This window comes from Streptomyces sp. NPDC017448, assembly GCF_044330565.1.
Lineage (GTDB): Bacteria > Actinomycetota > Actinomycetes > Streptomycetales > Streptomycetaceae > Streptomyces.
Genome location: NZ_JBIRLM010000002.1, coordinates 90,459 through 108,996, shown reverse-complemented (window position 1 = coordinate 108,996; position 18,538 = coordinate 90,459). Strand labels below are relative to the sequence as shown.

Below are 18,538 nucleotides of genomic sequence, written 5' to 3'. Positions count from 1 at the left end.
GGCCAGGCAGCGCTACAGCGCCACCCATGCCTCCTTGGCCTTGTCGTAGTACTCGATGTCGGTAGCTCCGGCTCCCGGCCTGCTGTAGTCATGCAGGGGGGCCCAGTCCTCGTCACCACCGCCCTCCTCGTCGTTCGGCGTGAGGATGCGGCCGGAGTGGTACAGCTCCCCGTCACCGTCCAACGTGCGGAACTCACGACCCTCGCCGTGCATGAGTCGGTCCGCTATCGACGGATCGATGTCTGCCGGTCCCATTCGGCCCGCATCGTTGATCTCGTCGCCGGAGGTGAACAGGTGGTCCTTGGTGATGATCCACCCGTAGGGCTCCGGCGGAGGGTCGAACTGTGCAGCTATCCGACGAATGAACTCGCTCACTGCATTCCCCTTTCCAACTGCCCCCGAAATTCTCGGGAGCATGGCGCCCCGTGCCGGTCTCGCTCCGGCTGTCCGACCACATCGGAACAGGGCTGCTGATCAGGTAGGAGAGCACTTTCTCTTGTGCCCTTCCCACCATTCCTTGCGCTGCTTGTCCGCAGCGCGCCACGTCGTACCGCCGGAAACTCGGGCAACCTCATTGGTTACCCAAACGATCTCGACCTTTTCGCGGCATACGGAACACGTTCGGGTGAGTAGCCTCACCTTGACCGCGAGATCAACGAATGACATGAACTCCCCCTCCTATCAGCTCCTCTTGGGAGTGGTGCCCCGCCACGGATTCGAACCGTGTGCCCACATCAGAATCACTAGGGGTGATTCCCTACGTTGATATGAGCCGCCAAAACGCGGGACCAATCACCTTCTACTTCAGTTCTCGATATCGGCGACCACGAACACCTCCACAACGCCGGAATCCACCAGCCGCGAGGGGAGCTTGTTATCGATGGCCACGATGCTGTGCCAAATTCCCTTGCGGTCCTCCGCTCGGTAAGTGGTGGCACAGTCGCCGGACAAGACACGTTGACCAATCCGGTCGATACACTGCGAAACAGTCACCGCTACTTCACGGGAACCCTTCCAGTTGACTGACAAATGCACCTCTGTCGCCAAAATCCTCCCCTTTCTAGAACCCGAAAATCGGGTTAGCGCCTGCCTCCGGTCATGAACCGGCGGAGTCCTACTCTGGCAGGCGGTTGGAGCTCAGAAGGACAGTCGGTCGCCCTTGTATGTACCGATGAGCTGGTAGCGCCAGTTGATCGACTTGTTCGTATCGGGCAACTGCTTGGGCGGAGTGTCGGTCTCCAGCTGGGCAGCGGACGAGCCGAAGGACACAAACCGCTTGTCTCCGAGCTCGGAATGACTGAGATCCTGGTTCTCGTAGACGGCGATGCCGTCTCCTCGTTCGAGCCACAAGTTCATCTTGGTGAGGGTTTCCCACAGCCAGGCAGCCGCCTCGGGGGAGTCATCCAAGTTGCCCCACTTGCGTACGGCTTCGATGATCTCCGGGCCAGTGAACTCCTGCATATCCATTCCCCTTTCCTGCTGCGGAAATAGCTTCCGCATGGTCCCACTCTCGGATCTGATCCGTGCCCGCCGAATTCACGGGGGAGTGGGGACTGTCAGCCGAAGACGTTACGAAACGTTGCATCTGACGAGTTCAGCTTTTCGGCCACACGTTGAGCGGCCTCGTCGGTGAGACAGCCGTCCTCGTCATAGTCGGAGTCAGAGACGAGCTCACTGACGTAATCCGCATCGAGGAGAACGCAGCCCTCAGGGTCGAGCTTGTTCCGCAGATGAAGTTCCATCGTGTTCGGGTACAGTACGAGATTCGAGGTTCCGAATCCCTCCACCAGGTCACGCACATTCTCCGCAGTGACTTCCGGCATGTTCCCGATGATCCACTGCTGAATCTTGTCCCGGAAACCCGCGTAGTCGCTGATGGTGATAGTGCCACTGGCGTGGTCGTAAACGCCGACCGACTGATCCCAGACGCGGCGCTCCGAGAAATCCTCGTAGCGACCGACTTCGATGGACGAGCCACCCGACCACTTGAAGATCAGGTTGAGCGGCTTGCAAAACCATTCCATCGAAGCCATATCCGGCTGCAACGGCATTGTGTATCCCCTTTCCACCCTCCCGAATATCAGGAGAGCGAGCACCCTGCCGGGGGATCGAACCCCGGCAACGATCACCGAACTGATCAGGGCTGCCTGCACGTGATGCTGAGTGCCGTCAACTCACGCAAGACCTGCTTGTGCTGCGGAGTATCCAGCGGACGAAGCTGTGTGACGTACTGAAGGCTTCGGCCCATGCCGCACTCGATGTATTCGAGAATGCAGTCACCGCACCAGTTCTGTGCGGCGAACGACTCCTCGGTATGTACCTCGTAGTCGGCATTGCGAACATCTTCGTGCCTGTCGTCACCGGTGAGAGCGTCCATGCAGCTAGGCATTCTCACTCCTCTTCTTGAGGAAGTCCCTGACGTACGCCTTAGCTTCCTTCTCGGACCGTCGGTTCCCGGCAGTTGAAAGCGTGGGATGCGTCACGAAGGCGGACCAGGAGCCGTTTGAGCGCACGATGTGTGCAACTCTCTGGCCTCCCTGCACAGCGTAGGCAAACCCGGCCTCACCGGGCACCGTACGCCATTCAATCCTTTGCATTCCATTCCCCTTTCTGGTCCCCCTCAAAGGGAACCTTGTGCGCCGGGAGGAGTCGAACCTCCCCAACGACCATCAGCGCTTACGCGGGTCTTTACTGGCGATGTAGTTGGTGATGAACTCGCGTGTGTCCGCACTGGCATAAGCGGACATCCACATATCGGTGTCCAGCTCGCCTAGGGGAGTGACCGTGTAGAAACTCCACCATCCGTTCAATTCGCGCCGAAAGGCGAGCCGGAAGGATCGCATGCCGAGCCACCAGATCGCGTCGATACCATCTTCGACAACCCGCGTGTGCAGGCCGATCAAATCCAGCATCTTCCGATATTCCTCGGTGGTGGCCGGAACGACCTTTGCGTCTTTCATGTTTCCCCTTTCCACTCACCCAATTTCTGGGAGTGAGTGCCCCACCCGGGGTCGCACCGGGCTGGGAGACCTGACGTCTCTAGGGCTGCACTGCTAGACAGGCTGGTGCACGATGCGGATGCATTCTTCGCATGTGACCTTCGGAATGTCGGTCACGCACGCATCCGCCGTACTGAGTTCATTACACGCACTCCGGCTTTCGCCGTAGTGCACGACACCCGCGAATTGCCACAAGGGACGACGCCCGTAGGGAAGCGTCTCGTTGATTCGGAACAGCTCGACATCGCATGTGCGACATCGGATGTCGTCACGACGATCCCTTCCGAACGAGTCCTTCTTGGCCTGCGGGTGCGTATTCGGGTCACCCACGGCCTTGCCCTCACATACCGGGCACAGGCTGGGCGCGGTCATCTGACGAATTTCTTCGTCGTGGATTGCCCGTGCGGCATCCTTCGACCCGACAAGGAGAGCGTCCCGAGCGCCACGCAACCAGATGGCTGCGTGCTCTTTCTCGGCGTAGAGTCCACTGGTGGACTTCTCCGGCCAGCGCATGGGGTCGGTCTCCAAGGAGAGCGCCGCCGTCCACATCAACGGCAGGTTGAAGCGTGACCGTGTCGCCTGGCGGACTACACCAAGGATGGCGTAGTGATGCCAGCCTTCGTTCTGTCGCACCAGGAACACGGGATGTCCCGTGCGCTCGTCCTTGAGTTCCTCAAAGTTGAACATCATATCCATTCCCCTTTCCACTCACCCCGAAATTCGGGGGAGCGAGCACCCTAGCCCGGAGTCGAACCGGGCCGGAGACCACCATAAGGTCTAGGGCCGTTGTTACCCCTTGAACAGGGTCATTGCGTGACGCTCACCGTGCAGGTACGAACCGCATCCCGCACACTGCGACGTGCTGAAGGTGTCGGTCTCGCAGTCGCATTCGTAATCGTCCGGGACGGGAAACGGCGTGGGAATGGGTGCCGTTCCCCCGGCAACCGCAGTGTCGTCCGGGTCCAGGTGTTCGATACAACGCGGTTCACCGTGCCGTGTGCCATCGGGCTCCTCCCACCACACGGCATGCGTGGCCGGGGAGAAACACCACTCGCACTCCAGAGGGTGTCGAAGACAGTTGTCGGAGTGGTCCTCGGAAGCCATACCCATGGCCACATGGAATGGCGCCGTAATGGCGCTCAAAGGCTCCTCGTCATGCCCGTGCTCCTCGTCGTGGCAGGAACCGCACTCGCCGTTAGCGTGGTGCATGAGGCAGTCGACACACACCCAAATGGTGCCGTTGCTTTCCATTTTTCATTTCCCCTTACCGTTCACCCGAGATGGGGAACGAGTGCTCCGTGACGGAATCGAACCGCCGACACCAGTCGGAGCTGTTGAACTGATACTGGGTCGAGCACTCAACCAGCAGTGACGTGCTTCAGGATTGCGTCTGCGACTTCCTTCGCCATTTCAACCAGCGAAGCACTGTCATCAATGACTGCGAGCGAGCACGAAGTGACGAAGTCGAAGAGGCTAAGCCTTCCATCGACGACTTCGAGCACGTATTCAGCTCCGATGACGCCTTCACTCATCGAGGCACTGACGCCAAGAGTTCCAGGACAGACGTCCCAGGTACCCGGAAGACTCCGCACGGCTACACGAGCGATGGTGGAGACGCTGAAATCAGCGTCCGGCAAGGAATCATTTGTCAACTCCTCACCCACCGAGTCCACCTTTGCCGCAGGGCCGACCAGGTCCAACGTGCCGATGGAGAGCGGCCCGACTTGTATCGGAGCGACGGTATCAAGTTCGAGAGAGTCGCCTGCTTCCATCTCCAGCAGTTCACGTGCGTTCGCCTCCGACGTAGCAGAGACACGAACCGTGACTGTTCCCGGAACAACGAAGCAGTAGTCGTTCGTTGCCATCATTCCCCTTTCCGCTCACCCGAATTTCGGGGAGTGAGTGCCCTTCCCGGACTCGAACCGGGGCGGAGGCCGTAACCTCTAGGGCTGTTGATGCTACCGAATGACCTTCGGGCCGGTCGGGGTCTGCTTGACCGACGCAAACCACGCGCGGTTGTTGTACGGGTCCGGGCCGGTGACGGTCAGGGTGTCCGCCGTCGGAATCGCGTCACCCTTGATGTTCTCACCGTTGCTTCCGTCCAGGATGGACGTACGGTCGAACACCACGGTTTCCGGAGCGTCCTTGAGAGCCTCACGCAGCGTCTTCTTCGTCTTCACGCGCTCACCGTTGATGCGGGCACCGACGTTGATGTATCCCATGATCTATTCCCCTTTCACGCTTCCCGGTTTTGGGAAACGAGCGCGCACCGAGGGAATCGAACCCTCGCTAAGAACCGTTGTGCACTGCCGGACTACGCAGGCTGCGGAGTGGGAAGCGTAGGCACCAGTGGAATACCGTTGTTGCAGTGTCCGCAGAATCCGCGCGATCCCATGCCGCATGCAATACGCCGGATGTTCTCCTTCAACTCCGCATTGCCGGGAGCCTCTGCCCACCAGGAGACAGCTTTCGAGTTGGTGTGGAACGTGACAGGGTTTGCTACGTCGTCACGCTTCACAGTCCAAGAGCGGTAAAGGTGCTCCATCGTTTCATTCCCCTTTCCACTCCGCACCGCATTTCGGGGGAGTGAGTGCACCCGCTCCGGACTCGACCGGAGTAGTACCGCCTTGACGGATTTCGGGTGCCTTGCATGTCAGATACGCAGGGACGGATGCGTGTGGTCTCGCGAGTACCTGATGAGCCAGTTCTCAACACTCATGGCGTACGTACGCCATTCCGGAGTGTAGAACTCGGAAAAATCACGCACCTTACCGGCAACGGATCGAGCGTGAACATCGAACTCATCCGTCCCGCGCGTCGGTACGTTGTCCCACGGGATGGCTGCAAGCTCGGACCACGTGAGGTCATTGCGAGCAGAGAGCGCCCGAAAGTCGAGCCCCTTCTTATTCACCACCATTGAACTATTCCCCTTTCCAGCTCACCGCGTGGCAAGCTGAGCACCCTAGGCGGGCGTCGATCCCTACGGCCGTAACGCCGTACCTAGGGTTGTCTTTACCGGGTCGTGCTGAGACTCCGGATCGCCTTGATAATCACGGCCGAACGGTAAGGAGCTACGACCTGCCAGTACGCCCGCCCCTCTCCGGGGCAAAGGGCGCTCAGCTCATACATGACTCCTGCCCGCCTGTACATGGGACTCGGCCGGTAGTGGCCGAGCGGGTAGCCCGTCGGGTCCTCCACAAACCTGCCCTCGTGGCAGTGCGGGCATTTGTGCGTAACTACTGTCCGCCCGTTGATTGAGATGGTGATCATCTCGAATCCCCTTTCATGGCTCGCGTCGGATTGACGCGCGCACCCTAGACGCGAGCCCGATCGGACTCGCGTCTAACGCATAGGGCCTAAGTGCCTATTTAACGTCGCCCTATCGACGTACCGACCCCCCGATGGGAACCGGCAGATCGGCGCACGACTCCAGACCGACGAACGAGAGATCTCCGGTGTAGTACACACCGTCAGCCACCCCGGCGACGTAGTGAAGTTCGCTGCCTGCCGCAATCACTCGCTTTGCGCGGGGGCCCTCATACAGGACAACCGCGTACAGCTTTCCGCCGAGTAGTTCGCGCCCGTCACACATGGGCACACACTGCCGATGCATGATGCGAACACTCTGCCGAGCCGGTGTGACCGGGCTTTTCGTGGTCTGGAAGGACTCACGGCGCATATACCCACCCCTTTCAGGGCGTGCGCCCGAATTGGCGCACGCCAGTGCCCCGGTAAGGTTTGACCCTTACCGGGGCTTGGTGCCCTAGCTCACTGCTCCTTGGATGCCGCCTGTAGAGCTGCGGTCATGGATTCCGCCGTGAGCACGGGTGTCGCAACTTCCGCCAGTTCCTCGCGCAGCTGCGCTACGCCTTCACTGACTGGCGCTGCGACGCAACGCGCGTTCTTCACTCGCTCCGAATCCGTGCCCACGCACGCGGGGCAGGAACCTTGAGACTGAATTGAGCGCTTGTGGTCATACGTCACGCGCTCCGCATCGGTCATGGTGCGGACGCTTACCGGCGCAGCCTCGCGCTTAGGCGCGGCCGTACTGGTCTTACGCGGACGCTTAGGCCCGGGGTAGATACCCGTTCGGTCGATGACCTGTACCGGGGGGAGAGGCTTTCCGATGACCGAGCCGCCGTTAGCGGCTTTACGCGCAATCTCGCGCGTGAGCCATCGGTGAAGTCTTCCCGCCGTTACTTGCGCGATGCTTACCGCCTGCCGGTAGTCGTCCGTTGCGCCGTGGACCTTGACACAGGTTCGACCCGCGAACTCCACAACTCCGAAAGCGCGGGAAGCGCGCGGCACGCCTTTCGGACCCTTGTAATTCGGGGCCATGAGTGCGCGCCGGTCACCCATAAGGGGATACGGCACCTTGTGACCAAGCATGATCACAACCTGTCGCTTTTCCCCGAGTGCCTGACTGCCCGTCCCGCGCTTGCGTGCGGCCGGAGCAATGTCCCGCGCACGTTCGCCGTTCCGGTCGGTCGTGACACCTTTCGGAGTCTTACCAGCCTGACCAATGACGTGAGTCACGATCATTTCCCTTCTGTCTATCCAGTACCCCCGGACCGTTTGACCGATCCGGGGGCTAGGGGATTGGGGACACCCCCCGGAAATGGGGGGTGCGTCGCGGTCGCTGCTAGGCGCTTACGTCCATATGCCTATGGACTGGCCTAGGTCTGCGCGACCCCTCGTGTGATCGCTGACTAGGTAAGGCACGCGCATGAGTGCCCCAACGGGCGTGATCCCTGGCTATGCACGGCTTATCCGCAAAATTCGCGGCGCGGGCGGTCTCTGCCAAAGATCGCTAACCCGTGACTACCCCTTGCCCTGTAGTAGCGGCTCCCCGTTTCCTCCCCTGTGTGAGCGGGCGGGGCGATAGTCCCTAGTTCGATCTCCACCCGGTACCGGCTTTCGCCGCTGGCCCGAGCCCCCTTTTGGGCGGGTGGGTTGTGCTGTCGTGCTGTCGTGCGGTTGAACATGACGAGTTACGCACGGCCCCCGCGTAGTGCGCAACAACCCCTGAAGAATGATCATGAAGATTCGCGCCATACAGCGCTCTGACCTGCACCAATGTCTCTCCAAAAGATCTTGAAATTCTTTCTGACGTAGCGTCAAGTTACTGGTTAGCAGTGTCCGTTGTGCCCATGTAAATGGTGACAAGGTGTAGTGCAACTGTGGCGAGTCCTATCGTGTCGCGCCATACAGCACGATGCGCCTTATGTCCGTTCTTTAAATCCAAGGCATCCGGCGCGTGTGCGCCATTTAATCCATGGTCAATGACGACATAGTCCGTGACTATCAAGCCTGCCTGTCGATGTCCGGCGGGGGTTGCGGCCCTCCTGTGTCCGTTGTGTCCACATATATACGGGCGAGCGGCTGTGTGCCGTTCTAACGGCCCTAGGGGGGCGTCCGGGTGTTGAGCGCCAGAGCGGGGGGCGAGCGTGCCCTACAGGGCCGGGGAAGCCATTTTTCGGGGGAAGCGTGAGCCGTGCCCTTCCCCCTGCAATGGAGAGAGGTAGCTAGAGGGGTGGCTACTGCGGTCGGCAGGGTGAGCCGTCGCCCGGTGGCCCGTAGTGGCTCGGTGGGCGTGCTGGCAAGGGGCTTCCGCTATGTGGAACTTCGCTTCCGTGTGGCTATTTCTATTTTCCCCCTCTAAATACTTGCTAAGTCTGGCTAACTATGTGTGGTTTTCCGGGTGGCGCGAGTGCATTTATGAGTCGGCAAGTGATCATGTAACACGGGTGTTGGGTTTTGATGCGTCAGTTTGCTTGACTTTGCTGCCGCCCGTGTGATCGTTGGCAACTAGCTTGACGTCCCGTGGTATCTAAGGTCTCGGTGACCCATAACGAGTGTTACGGGTCACGCGTGCCCGTCATGTCCGACATGGGGTGTGACCCAGGCCACGTGAGCAAACTCGATATTTGCTTGACAAATCGAGACCCCCCACCCTTAAAAATTCGAATGGAATTAATCCGCCCTGATGTCCCACGTAGGTACACACCAGGCAAACCGGGACAGTAACACCAGGGGAATTAATCAGTTGGCCGCGTGTGACATCCAGGGGGCAAAGGGGGGATGATGCGGATCATGACGACGTCTGGTACTACGCACACGGGCACGGAGGTTGGAGCATGAGCGAGAAGGCACCTCGGCAGGACATCAAGATCGTCATCGTGCCGGACAGGCCGACCTGGTGGGACCACGGTCCGAAGCAGGCGACCGACCCCCGCAAGCGTCGCGCGATGGAGGAGACCGGCCGGTACCTCGGGGAGAGGCGGGACGTCTGATGCCGCCCGGCGCCCGCAGCACAGAGGAGCAGGAACCCGTTCCAGAGCCGGAGTGGGACTGGGACATCATCATCAGCGGCAAAGGCAGCGAGTTGGATGTGACGGGAAAGCTCCGTCGCGAAGACGTACCGGACATACTGCGTCAGGTAATTGCTCGGTATGAGAGCAAGAATATCGGGGCGCAGGTCTCCGAGTACCGCTGCGTGTATTGGCACACCGACGTTGAGAAGCCGAGCAGCTACAAGGTGCGCCGGGACTGGGAAAACCGGAGCGACCGCTGGGGCATCTTCGACGGCGACGTCCTCGTGTGGACGGGTGACGGCTGGGAGCCTATGAGCGGTGTGCCTGCTGCGTTCATGTGGGAGCTGCCCGAGGCGCTGGCAGAAGCGAAGCGGCTGGCCATGGAAGAGAACGCGTTTCGTATCGAGACTATGGAGAAGCGGTTTCCGGGGCAGTTCAAGGGCGGGCCGTGGGACATGGCGAGTGCTCAGTGGACCGGTAGAGGAGGCACGTGACGTATGGAACCTTCTGATGGGAGACAGGGCCTGACGACCCTGGAGCAGCTCCTGGGCGCTCTGGACGAGCTGGAGTTTGGCACGGAGTACCCGGTGGCGGGCAACTTCTGCCGTTCGTGCATGAGGGCAGACCTGGTTCTGGTAGTCAAGCTGGAAGCTGTTCCAGGATCGCTGGCTGGCGTGCAGCTCAAGACGTCAGCGCGGAAGTGGCCGTATCTGCGGTGTCGTGAATGCGGCCGAGAGAGTAAGGGGAAGCGATGAGTGAGCAGGAAGAGTCAAAAGTTTCGAGCAACGCGCCTTTCCATGTAGATGGTTTGGTGTTCGACACCGACTACGAACTTCTGCTGCCTGAGTGGGAGAGGGAGGGTTTCGTGGAGCCGGGGTGGGAAATCACCTCTGACCAAGGCGCAGGCGCGAACCGAGTTAGGTTCCGAGTGGGCGACACCACGATCGACGTCACGGAAGCCGACATGGAATGGTTCTGCATCGGTGCCATGGCTATGCGGACATGGCAGTCAAATAAGAGTGAGGAACAGCAGTGAAATCGATCGCTGGGTATGTACCAGGTGAGCTTCGGGCTGTTCCCCCGCAGCTTTACGGAGACATGGTGGCGAATGCGCGGGCGGCCGGGGCGTCCGAGCGGGATGCGGAGGATCTTGTCGATGCTGCCTTGGGGCCGCTGAACCTGGTTCCTCCGCCGCCTGATATCCCTTACTGGCAGTGGGAGGACATGGTTCCTTCGAAGTCGGCAGAGGATTTTTGCCTCGCGGCCTACTTCACCTACCAGGGGGAGTGGAAGTGGTGCGGTGAAAAGCCGGAGCATGGGGACCGACACTTCTCGTTTCACGGCAAAGAGCACGACTGGGTTGACGGGGACGCCCGCGCAATTCCGAGGGAGTACCGATGAGCTACTTCGACCGTGACGGGGCGCCGATCGACGGAGACCGTCATTACGCGCTGTCGCACGACCGGAAGTATGTGCGCGTAGGCGCCACTGAGTTGAAGAGCGAGGGCGAACCGAGCAAGCACTTCCATGTTTCGACCGTGTGGACCGGGATGGATACCGGAAGCCGGGAGATCTTCGAGTCTCTGGTCAGCGAGGAGGGGGCTGAGGACCGGCTGGTGAAGTACCGGACCTACCCGGCTGCGCTGGCCGGGCACAACTCGCTCGTGGGCGAGTGCATGGGGAAGCTCGGTCCCGGTCCCAAGCTGGTACGTGAGATTCCGGCTGAGGAGACGTGAGCGTCAAGGTCCGTCTCGCGGTGCCGGGGGACGGTGCGTCCGTGCATCGGCTTGGAGAGCTCGCCCTAGGGGGGTTCGAGGGACCTGCGACCCAGGACGAGGGGCTGGGTGGCTACGTCGATGCTCACGGAGGCAGAGTCAAGGTCCCCTTCGGTACGGGGCACGTCTTCGTGGCGTGCCCTGCGGGTGGCTCCGTGTCTGGGCTGCTCTATACCACTCCGCCTGTGCTGCTGATCAGCAACGTGCAGGGGGCCAGTGCTGAGGAGCGGACGAGACTGGGTGTGGCGCTGGCGGAGATTCAGCTGCTGGCAGTGGATGTCGACAAGCGTGGCCAGGGCCTTGCGACCCGCCTGCTGCGCTCCTGCGAAGTGGCGCTTAGTCTGCGGGGTTGTCAATATCTGCTGGTGAAGATGAACCGGGACCAGTCAGTAGTGGATTGGTATGCGGCGAGAGGGTTTCAGGTCCTGGATGACGGGCAGCCCTTCGCGCTTCGGTTCGAGGGACGTGTGGTGGTCTTCAAGGATGAGCCGGATGAATTCCGTGTCGGAGTGAAGGCGCTCACGAGAGGCGGGTATTGAGATGCCGTTCTTCGTTCGGTGGCCGGATGGCTATGTACCCGAGGACCACGGGTGGATCAAGGACGCGCGGAATAGTCGCACCTCTGGCGGCTCGGTATGGGTGCGGTGGGAGATCCCGTTCAAGTTCCCAGCTGCCCTCACTGAGACGCTCCACGATGCGCCGACGGGGGCGGTTGGGGGGTTCTACGAGGGGCCTGTTGGAGGTCGCTTCCTCGACCCGGAGACGGGTACGGCCTCGCTCGGAGAGCTGCACGCAGAGCTCCTCCGGAAGGAGGTGGACTTTCTGTGACCGAGGAGGAGAGGGCGCAGCTGCTGGCGGAGGTGACTCGGATCTTGGAGTCGGGGCGCAGCCGGGACGAGCTGGCAGCGGAGATCGTCAGGGTGGTGTCCGACCAGCATCACTGCCGGTCGTGCGACGGCCACTCGTGCCCGGACGTGGGCTGAAGATAGGGGGGTTATACGACCGGCATAGTCCACTTTTTGTGCTGCGCAGCGTTTCTTACGGGAAACGTTGCGCAGTCGCATGTGGGCTGCTGTCATGGGAACGCCCCGACCGGGATACCTGGGCGGTGACCGATCGGGGCGCCTGTGGGCCCGAGGGCCCGATGCGTACGACGGCATGAGGACATCCCCCACGCCGTGCACACAAGAGGAGCATCGCATGACTGCGGTCGCATTGGAAATGGTTCAGGGGCGAACTGTCGTCCCTCCTGCGCTCTTCGCCCGGCTTGTCGACTTCCTTGCGGAGGAGAACGGCCTGGAGCGCAGTGTGGCTGAGCGCGTGATGGACCAGGGCCTCGCCTTCGTGGAGACGATGGGGCGCACACGTGCCGCGCTGTCTCCGAGCAAGGTGGTGGACCCGGCCTGGCACGCCTTCCTGCTCCACACGAAGGACTACGCGGAGTGGTGCACCGCGCGGTTCGGGTACGTCATCCACCACGACCCTCGTAGCCGGAAGGTCGACGCCGGGATGATGGTCGACGTGACAGAGGCCATTCGGGCGCAGGGGTTCTACGTGGACGAGCGGATGTGGCGTACTCCGGCGGAGTGCAACCCTCCGGCCTGCTGCGGCGACGGCGGCTGCTGATCTGAGGTGAGTCCTGGACGGGCTGCGGGGTGACCCCGCAGCCCGTTCGGCCGTTCTGTGCAGGGAGGTAGTCACATGCAGAAAATGAATATGCCCGACAAGGGGAAGTCCAGGGTAACGGTCTTTCCCCTGGGCGATGTCTCGCTTGCCTACACAAGCTGGTCCAGTGATTCGCGGGGTATTGGCGATGTAGGCATTGTTGCGTTGCTCCTGGTGGAGGAGGAGGAGGAGGAACAGCCAGAGGGGCAGGTGTGGAAAGTGATTGAGCGACTGTGGGGGCGTCGTGCTCCGGAGCGAGAGGTTGCTGAGTGGCTGCTCATGCAGGCGCTGCGTTGCCGCGTTGTTCATTCTGCTCGGTATCGGGATCTGCCCGACGCTGAGTGGACTGCCGAGCTTTCGCGTCAGGTGCACCTGGGCAGGGTGTTCACTAACCATGAGGTTCTGGCCACAGGTTCGCTGAGGCTTGTAGGCGTAAGTTCTTCCCGGTGAGTTCTCAGGTTCCTCGGTGGTGAAGTGCGCGGGCGGCTAGGGTGTTCGTATGGCAAGAATCAAGAGTGGTAATGGTTTCGCGGAGGCGAGTCGCCAGGCGTACGACGCTGCGAACGCGGCAGAGGCTGCTCGGCTGAGCGGAGATACGGCTGCGGAGGCTAAGGCCAACGAGCGTCTCGACAATGCGACGTCGGCAGCCAAGGAGTACGTGGAGGAGAACTACGGCTCGTAGTAGGTCAGAAGCCCCCACCCGGAGACTTCGTTCCGGGTGGGGGCTTCTGCGTGTCTGGGGCTTCCGGCGGGGGCGGGGCAGTGTAGTGGTTCGGTCTCCGCCAGGAGGTAACTTGGGAGAATCGCATGGTTTCTCGCAAGAAAGGTTGCGCAGTGGGTGGTTGGGCTGTTTTCATGGTGAAGTCCGGTCAGGGCGGTGCTAGTTGCGGAAGGCGGCTTCTCTGACCGGATGGCAGCCTTGGTCCCGGAGACCGCTTCCGGCGACCCGGTAGTGGGCGGAGGCGGGGCAGGTACTGACCGCCTGCCCCGGGGCCAAGGCCGCCCGCGTCATCTGTGGACCTCCCTGTGCTGACAGATGACGTAGATGGACGCTCACCAGCTGGCCCACAACCACCGGCGGGGAGGCGCAGCTGGTGAGCGTTCGATAGAGCGCCCCGTCCGTTGGACTCAACCCCCGGAGACCGACGGACGGGGTTTTCTTTCGTTCAGACCGAAGAGGGAGCATGTCGGACATGGGGCACCAGAAGAGCAGCGACGCTTCGGAGAGTTTGAACGGTCGGGGATACCCTGCGGTGAAGTGTGACTGTGGTCGGTACACCTTCGCCTTGCCGAGTGGCGCCGCCGACTACTGCTGCACTCCGTGCGTGAATGGCCAGAAAAAAGGAAAGCAGTATCCGCATCAGGAGCTCTGTGAGCGCAACGAAGACCTTCAGGTCTTCTACCCTCGCTCGGAGGTGCGTCCAGGGTTCGCTTGTCCCGTCTGCGGTTCGAGCGCTATGGAGAAGGGGCAGCGCAGTTTGTTCAGTGAGCGTGCCTGGCGCTGCCGGAACGTTCACTGTTCAGGGATGCGGGCGATCGACGCAGCCGAGTAGCCAGTGTGTGTGTGATTCCTAGGTCAGTAGAGCAGCCCCAGGCGAAAAGCCTGGGGCTGCTTTCATGATCACGGAAACTAACACTTCTCGGGCCGGTGCGTATTGGGTGGGAAGTATGACTTCCTTCATTCCGCAGCCGGGTGACTTCGGGCTGACGCAGATAGACGGTTTCACGGGACGCCTCGTTCAGTTCGGGCAATGGCTCAACGGCGATGGGCTGCATAACTGGCAGCACGCCTTCATCTACGTCGGCGGCGGGGAGATCATTGAGGCGGCCCCCGGGGGCGCCCGTCTCGCATCGCTGGCGCAGTACGAGGGGGACGACACCATTCTCTGGTCGAGCCCGGGGATCACGCTCACGTCCAAGGAGCGGGACGGCGTTGTTGATGCCGCGTACCACTACCTCGGTACTCCCTACTCGGTAGCCACCTATCTGTCGCTGGCTACTGCTCGGCTGGGAATTCGACCGGCCTGGCTGCGTGAACTCGTTGCCGACACAGACGCCATGATCTGCTCGCAGTATGTGGATCAGTGCTTTCAGGACGCTGGGTTCCACCTCTTCGTTGACGGGCGTATTCCGGGTGATGTCACTCCGGGGGACCTCGCGCGGCGTGTGGGAGGTGCCTGACGATGAGTCAGCACACGCTGAAGGTGGAGTTGCTCCAGGCTGACGGCCGGACGCTGGAGATCAGCCCTGCGGGCGGCATTCGAACGAGCGCGCCGCTGCTGAGCCGGGGGGACCTTCTGGAGCTCGGGCAGGGGGAGTACATCGTCCTGGCCGTCCGTCAGTCCTATGCGCGGTGGCAGGACTTGGGGGAGTGGACGGTGGTGAGCACGTACCTGGTCGATGAGGCGCGGGACGCTGCCGAGGGTGTGGTGCTGGCCCTGCCGGGGGGCGCGGGTGACGAGGACCGTCAGTTCTCGGAGTTGATGTCCCAGGTATGGGCAGACGGCGCGGAGGAGGCGGCGTGAGCGCGCCGAGCATGGTCATGGGCTGGTCGTTTCGGGCGGCTCAGGAGTATGTGCGGCGGTGCCAGCGTGCGGACATGGAACAAAAGTTCGTTGCGTACCCCTTGGGGGTGAAGTTTTTGCTGGGGCGGGCACGTGGATCTTCTCTGGTTCTGCTGGGGCCGGTGGGGTGCTATATGTCCTCTGACGTGCTGTTGGACGTCTTTGTGGCCGCGCGAAGCAGGGGTTTTTCGGTCGAGTGGGACGACGTAGACCGTCTAGTCGGTGTCGTGCGCTAGCGCGATCTTTCTGTAGGTTTTGGCCAGGCCGTGACGCTACGTCATGAGGTACTGTGATACTCGTCACATCGTGAGCGGGGCAACCATTCGCTTCGAACTCGATGACCTGGGCCGGGTAAGCCTGTCGTGGAATGCGGCAGTCCGCTTGAGTTGGTTGATCGCTTGACAGCTGGGATCTGCGGTCGGAATATGCAGGAAATCCGCCAGGGTGCGTGGGGAACTTGTGAAGGAACTGTTCCGTTCTGCCTCTGACCTTGGCATAGTCAGCGCTCCTCGCGCCTGGTCCGGTCGGACAGCGCTGTAGTACGTTGATCTCGCCGGATGGGTACAGGTGTTCGAAGACGCGATCGTCAGGGGTCGTGTGAGTGGGACGGGGGCTCCATGTCTAGTTGGGAACGGCGACTGGCCGACAGGACGATCGCGGTGGCGGTGGCGGCTGGCGAGCTGATCGAGGTGGAGGACCCCCTCTCGGGGGAGAAGTACTACGCCTCCAGTGAGCGGTACGAGACTGCGGTAGGCGTAGACGCGGGGGTATGTCGGGAGCGCCCTCGGCAGCTGTGTGCGCCAGTACCGCCGGAGACGCAAGGGGTTCCGCCCTCAAGGCCGGAGCAGCCGGTGCGCCGCCGCCGTCACGCGGCCCCGAAGGAACCCGGCAAGGTGAAGACGCATGCACTTCGGCTGCTGCTGGCCGGGGTCCTTACCCTTCCCGCTCTGTTCTTCGGTGTCGGGGCGGGCGGGCCCTCGCGTCCTGCCGCAAGCATCTCCGAACCACTGATCCCCCCGACGAACCTCGATGACGCCGAGGAGACGGACCCTGCACGGGAACGCAACGCCTCCTTCTCAGTCGCCTCTCTCCCTGCGGCACGGTACCCCCTGCCCGGTTGGGCGCCCGAACCAGTCGCGCCAGCCTTCTCGGCTGCGCAGACCTTGGTGAAGCCGCAGGCGGGGAAGGGGAAGCACCGTAAGGCCAGGGTCCTGCCCGGCATGAGGTGGCAGGAGCGCTGCATCACCGCCGCTCATCTGACCCGCCCGGATCTGGACCTGGTGCCCTAGCAGGGTTGCCAACTTCCACGCCACATAGTTGCTAACTATGTGGCGTCTCGCTATCTTGGGGGCCCCCACCCAAGGAGATGCATCATGCGTCCATTCGGAAGGCCGAAGTCTCGACCAGGGCTCGCAGCCGTTGGCGAGTACCAGTGCAAGAACAACTGGCAGGACCCCCAGAAGGATCAGCTCATCGTGTGCGGGAAGCCAGTCCCCCCGGGCGAGCTCACCCACCTCTCCCTCAACTCCCGCAGCGGCCACTACCTGGCGCTCTGTGCAGAATGCCGCACCGATCTGGAGGAGGAGATGCTGCACTGGATGGCGGCCCGCGTCGGCGTCGGCCAGTTGCAGTCCGCCCTGCTGGAACTGCCGAACAAGGAGCTTGTCTCACACGGCGACCTGCGCAAGGTGCTGATCGAGAACGGAGCCCTCACTCGGAAGCAGGGGCCGCTGACGCAGGAGGAGCTGGAGTATGCCGTTGAGCTGCGCGACGGACCCGAGGCTCGCGAGTGGGTCGAGAAGCACGGGTAGCGACTTAGTTGTCATCTAAGTCGCAGGGTTCTAGAGTGTGGCGCATCCAGCGCTATCTCCGAGGAGCTCTATGACCCGCCAGCATTACCGCTCCACCCTCGCGCAGTTCCATCAGGCATTCGACGTCAAGCCATACGGTCAGCTGGCTCCCATCGAACGCTTGGCGCTGATTCCTCTCCGAGCCACCTTGATCGCGGAGGAAACGCGAGAGCTCATCGAAGCAATATCAGATGTGCAGCACAATCCGACGGAGCAGAATCAGGCGCACCTGGCCAAGGAATGCGCTGACCTCCTGTACGTCACTACCGGTACCGCGCATCTTCTCGACCTTCCGTTCGTCGATCCCCGCTCCACCTCAACAACCCGCAATCGGTTCCATGCGGGAATGATGGTGGAGTGGGCGAGCGACTTTCTGCAAATCTCGCTTGACGACTACTTCCGGGGCATGGATCGGAAGTACGAGCCCGAGCTGCTGGAGATCATGCATGAAGAACTCGCGCCTGATATCCAGCAGCTTGGGGACGCAGTGCACACCTTCGCGACAGCCTGGTCCATTCCGCTGGCCTTGGTGTTCGACGCGGTGCATGCCAGCAACATGTCGAAGTTGGACCCTGCCACTTCCCAAGCGATCCTCCGCGAGGACGGGAAGGTACTCAAGGGCCCGGGGTACTTCGAACCGGACATCACTCGGATTCTCCGGGCAGCCGGGTAGGCTACCGGCCTAAATGCGCCTCGCCGTACGATTGATTCTGATCGTTACGGTAGGGCGCATTTTTGTTTCTGGAGGCTATATGTCTGTCGCGAAGAAGCCGGGTGGTCAGCGTGAACCGCTACTGGAGGAACGCGCGCCACTGATGTGCGACAACCACCCGGACAGGGAAGCCGTACATACGACCGGGGCCGTCATGCATCAGCCCATCTCGCTCTGCGGTGACTGCCTCGCGCCGGTAGACCACCTGAGGCAGCGATGAGCACCCCGCCTCCCGCCCCTGAGGAATTCCGCAGCCGACCGGACACCTACTCCGGCATCCTCCCCATGCATGTGGACGGGGAGGTCTACAAGGATGGCGTCCTGGTGCACAGCGCCGTCCGGGCGCCAGCCGAACGTACGCCGGAGGACGAGCCCGGCTGGACAGTGCAGAGCAGGTAGACCATGGCTAAGCCGCGCAAACGTCCCCGTCCCACGCTGGCGTCCCGTATGTCTGAGGTGCGCCCCACGCCGAAGGTCCGGGGCGTTCGCGCGCCTGGGTCCGCGCGCGACGTCCACGTCATGCGGCAGACGACGCTCCAGACGCCCACTGGGCCCCGTGATACCGGCTCAGGCGACGGGAAGGGCGGCTATGGGCCGAACCGGCTCCACGGGCAAGCTCAGGCCCGCGCCATCGCTCAGTCCAAGCAGGCGTCCTGGCC

The 18,538-nt window shown here is 61.8% G+C and carries 25 protein-coding genes; 15 read left to right on the top strand and 10 right to left on the bottom strand.

Annotation, left to right across the window (positions count from 1 at the left end):
• Window positions 1-12: 12 nt before the first annotated feature.
• The 10 genes from ACH4K1_RS05165 to ACH4K1_RS05120 form a co-directional block, all read right to left on the bottom strand.
• On the bottom strand, window positions 13-375 hold the full coding sequence (locus ACH4K1_RS05165) for a hypothetical protein (RefSeq protein WP_398086824.1): 363 nt from the start codon (window positions 373-375) through the stop codon (window positions 13-15).
• A 429-nt stretch (window positions 376-804) separates the two neighbouring features.
• Complete coding sequence (locus ACH4K1_RS05160; protein WP_398086822.1) at window positions 805-993, bottom strand: hypothetical protein; 189 nt, start codon at window positions 991-993, stop codon at window positions 805-807.
• Between the two features lie 144 nt (window positions 994-1,137).
• A complete protein-coding gene (locus ACH4K1_RS05155; protein ID WP_398086821.1) occupies window positions 1,138-1,467 on the bottom strand; it encodes a hypothetical protein in 330 nt (109 codons plus the stop codon).
• A gap of 89 nt (window positions 1,468-1,556) precedes the next feature.
• The gene (locus ACH4K1_RS05150; protein WP_398086820.1) at window positions 1,557-2,051 is read right to left on the bottom strand and encodes a hypothetical protein; all 495 of its coding nucleotides are present in this window, start codon (window positions 2,049-2,051) and stop codon (window positions 1,557-1,559) included.
• Window positions 2,052-2,137: 86 nt separating this feature from the next.
• Entirely contained in the window at window positions 2,138-2,377 is a 240-nt protein-coding gene (locus ACH4K1_RS05145; protein ID WP_398086818.1) for a hypothetical protein, read from the bottom strand.
• Window positions 2,378-2,669: 292 nt separating this feature from the next.
• Window positions 2,670-2,960, bottom strand: a complete 291-nt coding sequence (locus tag ACH4K1_RS05140) for a hypothetical protein (protein WP_398086816.1) — start codon at window positions 2,958-2,960, stop codon at window positions 2,670-2,672.
• Window positions 2,961-3,053: 93 nt separating this feature from the next.
• Entirely contained in the window at window positions 3,054-3,695 is a 642-nt protein-coding gene (locus ACH4K1_RS05135) for a hypothetical protein (protein WP_398086814.1), read from the bottom strand.
• Between the two features lie 662 nt (window positions 3,696-4,357).
• Window positions 4,358-4,864 carry a hypothetical protein gene (locus ACH4K1_RS05130; RefSeq protein ID WP_398086812.1) on the bottom strand — a complete coding sequence of 169 codons (507 nt, stop codon included), beginning with the start codon at window positions 4,862-4,864 and terminating at the stop codon, window positions 4,358-4,360.
• Window positions 4,865-4,957: 93 nt separating this feature from the next.
• Entirely contained in the window at window positions 4,958-5,221 is a 264-nt protein-coding gene (locus ACH4K1_RS05125; RefSeq protein ID WP_398086811.1) for a hypothetical protein, read from the bottom strand.
• Between the two features lie 1,546 nt (window positions 5,222-6,767).
• Complete coding sequence (locus ACH4K1_RS05120) at window positions 6,768-7,541, bottom strand: hypothetical protein (RefSeq protein WP_398086810.1); 774 nt, start codon at window positions 7,539-7,541, stop codon at window positions 6,768-6,770.
• A 1,595-nt stretch (window positions 7,542-9,136) separates the two neighbouring features.
• On the opposite strand from ACH4K1_RS05120, the gene ACH4K1_RS05115 reads away from it, so the two are divergent.
• From ACH4K1_RS05115 to ACH4K1_RS05045, 15 genes are all read left to right on the top strand, one after another.
• Entirely contained in the window at window positions 9,137-9,292 is a 156-nt protein-coding gene (locus ACH4K1_RS05115; RefSeq protein ID WP_398086808.1) for a hypothetical protein, read from the top strand.
• Window positions 9,292-9,807: a hypothetical protein gene (locus tag ACH4K1_RS05110; protein ID WP_398086806.1), complete on the top strand. Its 516-nt coding sequence runs from the start codon at window positions 9,292-9,294 to the stop codon at window positions 9,805-9,807. Before ACH4K1_RS05115 ends, ACH4K1_RS05110 begins: the two co-directional genes overlap by 1 nt.
• A 257-nt stretch (window positions 9,808-10,064) precedes the next feature.
• Window positions 10,065-10,349, top strand: a complete 285-nt coding sequence (locus tag ACH4K1_RS05105) for a hypothetical protein (protein WP_398086804.1) — start codon at window positions 10,065-10,067, stop codon at window positions 10,347-10,349.
• Window positions 10,346-10,714 carry a hypothetical protein gene (locus tag ACH4K1_RS05100; RefSeq protein WP_398086802.1) on the top strand — a complete coding sequence of 123 codons (369 nt, stop codon included), beginning with the start codon at window positions 10,346-10,348 and terminating at the stop codon, window positions 10,712-10,714. Before ACH4K1_RS05105 ends, ACH4K1_RS05100 begins: the two co-directional genes overlap by 4 nt.
• Complete coding sequence (locus ACH4K1_RS05095; protein ID WP_398086800.1) at window positions 10,711-11,049, top strand: hypothetical protein; 339 nt, start codon at window positions 10,711-10,713, stop codon at window positions 11,047-11,049. The genes ACH4K1_RS05100 and ACH4K1_RS05095 overlap by 4 nt, the downstream gene beginning before the upstream one ends.
• A 224-nt stretch (window positions 11,050-11,273) precedes the next feature.
• Entirely contained in the window at window positions 11,274-11,627 is a 354-nt protein-coding gene (locus ACH4K1_RS05090; protein ID WP_398086798.1) for a GNAT family N-acetyltransferase, read from the top strand.
• Between the two features lies 1 nt (window position 11,628).
• Window positions 11,629-11,916 (top strand): hypothetical protein, encoded by a 288-nt coding sequence (locus tag ACH4K1_RS05085; RefSeq protein ID WP_398086797.1) that lies wholly within the window; start codon window positions 11,629-11,631, stop codon window positions 11,914-11,916.
• Between the two features lie 480 nt (window positions 11,917-12,396).
• Window positions 12,397-12,714: a hypothetical protein gene (locus ACH4K1_RS05080; RefSeq protein WP_398086796.1), complete on the top strand. Its 318-nt coding sequence runs from the start codon at window positions 12,397-12,399 to the stop codon at window positions 12,712-12,714.
• A 75-nt stretch (window positions 12,715-12,789) separates the two neighbouring features.
• Window positions 12,790-13,203: a hypothetical protein gene (locus ACH4K1_RS05075; protein WP_398086794.1), complete on the top strand. Its 414-nt coding sequence runs from the start codon at window positions 12,790-12,792 to the stop codon at window positions 13,201-13,203.
• A gap of 49 nt (window positions 13,204-13,252) precedes the next feature.
• Window positions 13,253-13,435 carry a hypothetical protein gene (locus ACH4K1_RS05070; protein WP_398086793.1) on the top strand — a complete coding sequence of 61 codons (183 nt, stop codon included), beginning with the start codon at window positions 13,253-13,255 and terminating at the stop codon, window positions 13,433-13,435.
• Between the two features lie 986 nt (window positions 13,436-14,421).
• Entirely contained in the window at window positions 14,422-14,934 is a 513-nt protein-coding gene (locus ACH4K1_RS05065; protein WP_398086791.1) for a hypothetical protein, read from the top strand.
• A gap of 2 nt (window positions 14,935-14,936) precedes the next feature.
• Window positions 14,937-15,278 carry a hypothetical protein gene (locus ACH4K1_RS05060; RefSeq protein WP_398086790.1) on the top strand — a complete coding sequence of 114 codons (342 nt, stop codon included), beginning with the start codon at window positions 14,937-14,939 and terminating at the stop codon, window positions 15,276-15,278.
• Window positions 15,279-16,792: 1,514 nt separating this feature from the next.
• Window positions 16,793-17,128, top strand: a complete 336-nt coding sequence (locus ACH4K1_RS05055; RefSeq protein ID WP_398086788.1) for a hypothetical protein — start codon at window positions 16,793-16,795, stop codon at window positions 17,126-17,128.
• A 70-nt stretch (window positions 17,129-17,198) separates the two neighbouring features.
• Window positions 17,199-17,840 (top strand): hypothetical protein, encoded by a 642-nt coding sequence (locus ACH4K1_RS05050; protein ID WP_398086787.1) that lies wholly within the window; start codon window positions 17,199-17,201, stop codon window positions 17,838-17,840.
• Between the two features lie 255 nt (window positions 17,841-18,095).
• Complete coding sequence (locus tag ACH4K1_RS05045; protein ID WP_398086785.1) at window positions 18,096-18,278, top strand: hypothetical protein; 183 nt, start codon at window positions 18,096-18,098, stop codon at window positions 18,276-18,278.
• Window positions 18,279-18,538 lie beyond the last annotated feature (260 nt).

What these genes read in the sequence shown, in the direction of transcription:
- ACH4K1_RS05070 (WP_398086793.1), top strand. Translation starts at nt 13,253, where the DNA reads ATGGCAAGAATCAAGAGTGGTAATGGTTTCGCGGAGGCGAGTCGCCAG.
- ACH4K1_RS05135 (WP_398086814.1), bottom strand. Translation starts at nt 3,695, where the DNA reads ATGGATATGATGTTCAACTTTGAGGAACTCAAGGACGAGCGCACGGGA.
- ACH4K1_RS05145 (WP_398086818.1), bottom strand. Translation starts at nt 2,377, where the DNA reads ATGGACGCTCTCACCGGTGACGACAGGCACGAAGATGTTCGCAATGCC.
- ACH4K1_RS05105 (WP_398086804.1), top strand. Translation starts at nt 10,065, where the DNA reads ATGAGTGAGCAGGAAGAGTCAAAAGTTTCGAGCAACGCGCCTTTCCAT.
- ACH4K1_RS05050 (WP_398086787.1), top strand. Translation starts at nt 17,199, where the DNA reads ATGACCCGCCAGCATTACCGCTCCACCCTCGCGCAGTTCCATCAGGCA.
- ACH4K1_RS05115 (WP_398086808.1), top strand. Translation starts at nt 9,137, where the DNA reads ATGAGCGAGAAGGCACCTCGGCAGGACATCAAGATCGTCATCGTGCCG.
- ACH4K1_RS05045 (WP_398086785.1), top strand. Translation starts at nt 18,096, where the DNA reads ATGAGCACCCCGCCTCCCGCCCCTGAGGAATTCCGCAGCCGACCGGAC.
- ACH4K1_RS05125 (WP_398086811.1), bottom strand. Translation starts at nt 5,221, where the DNA reads ATGGGATACATCAACGTCGGTGCCCGCATCAACGGTGAGCGCGTGAAG.
- ACH4K1_RS05150 (WP_398086820.1), bottom strand. Translation starts at nt 2,051, where the DNA reads ATGCCGTTGCAGCCGGATATGGCTTCGATGGAATGGTTTTGCAAGCCG.
- ACH4K1_RS05075 (WP_398086794.1), top strand. Translation starts at nt 12,790, where the DNA reads ATGCAGAAAATGAATATGCCCGACAAGGGGAAGTCCAGGGTAACGGTC.
- ACH4K1_RS05155 (WP_398086821.1), bottom strand. Translation starts at nt 1,467, where the DNA reads ATGGATATGCAGGAGTTCACTGGCCCGGAGATCATCGAAGCCGTACGC.
- ACH4K1_RS05085 (WP_398086797.1), top strand. Translation starts at nt 11,629, where the DNA reads ATGCCGTTCTTCGTTCGGTGGCCGGATGGCTATGTACCCGAGGACCAC.
- ACH4K1_RS05065 (WP_398086791.1), top strand. Translation starts at nt 14,422, where the DNA reads ATGACTTCCTTCATTCCGCAGCCGGGTGACTTCGGGCTGACGCAGATA.
- ACH4K1_RS05140 (WP_398086816.1), bottom strand. Translation starts at nt 2,960, where the DNA reads ATGAAAGACGCAAAGGTCGTTCCGGCCACCACCGAGGAATATCGGAAG.
- ACH4K1_RS05095 (WP_398086800.1), top strand. Translation starts at nt 10,711, where the DNA reads ATGAGCTACTTCGACCGTGACGGGGCGCCGATCGACGGAGACCGTCAT.
- ACH4K1_RS05060 (WP_398086790.1), top strand. Translation starts at nt 14,937, where the DNA reads ATGAGTCAGCACACGCTGAAGGTGGAGTTGCTCCAGGCTGACGGCCGG.
- ACH4K1_RS05120 (WP_398086810.1), bottom strand. Translation starts at nt 7,541, where the DNA reads ATGATCGTGACTCACGTCATTGGTCAGGCTGGTAAGACTCCGAAAGGT.
- ACH4K1_RS05110 (WP_398086806.1), top strand. Translation starts at nt 9,292, where the DNA reads ATGCCGCCCGGCGCCCGCAGCACAGAGGAGCAGGAACCCGTTCCAGAG.
- ACH4K1_RS05130 (WP_398086812.1), bottom strand. Translation starts at nt 4,864, where the DNA reads ATGGCAACGAACGACTACTGCTTCGTTGTTCCGGGAACAGTCACGGTT.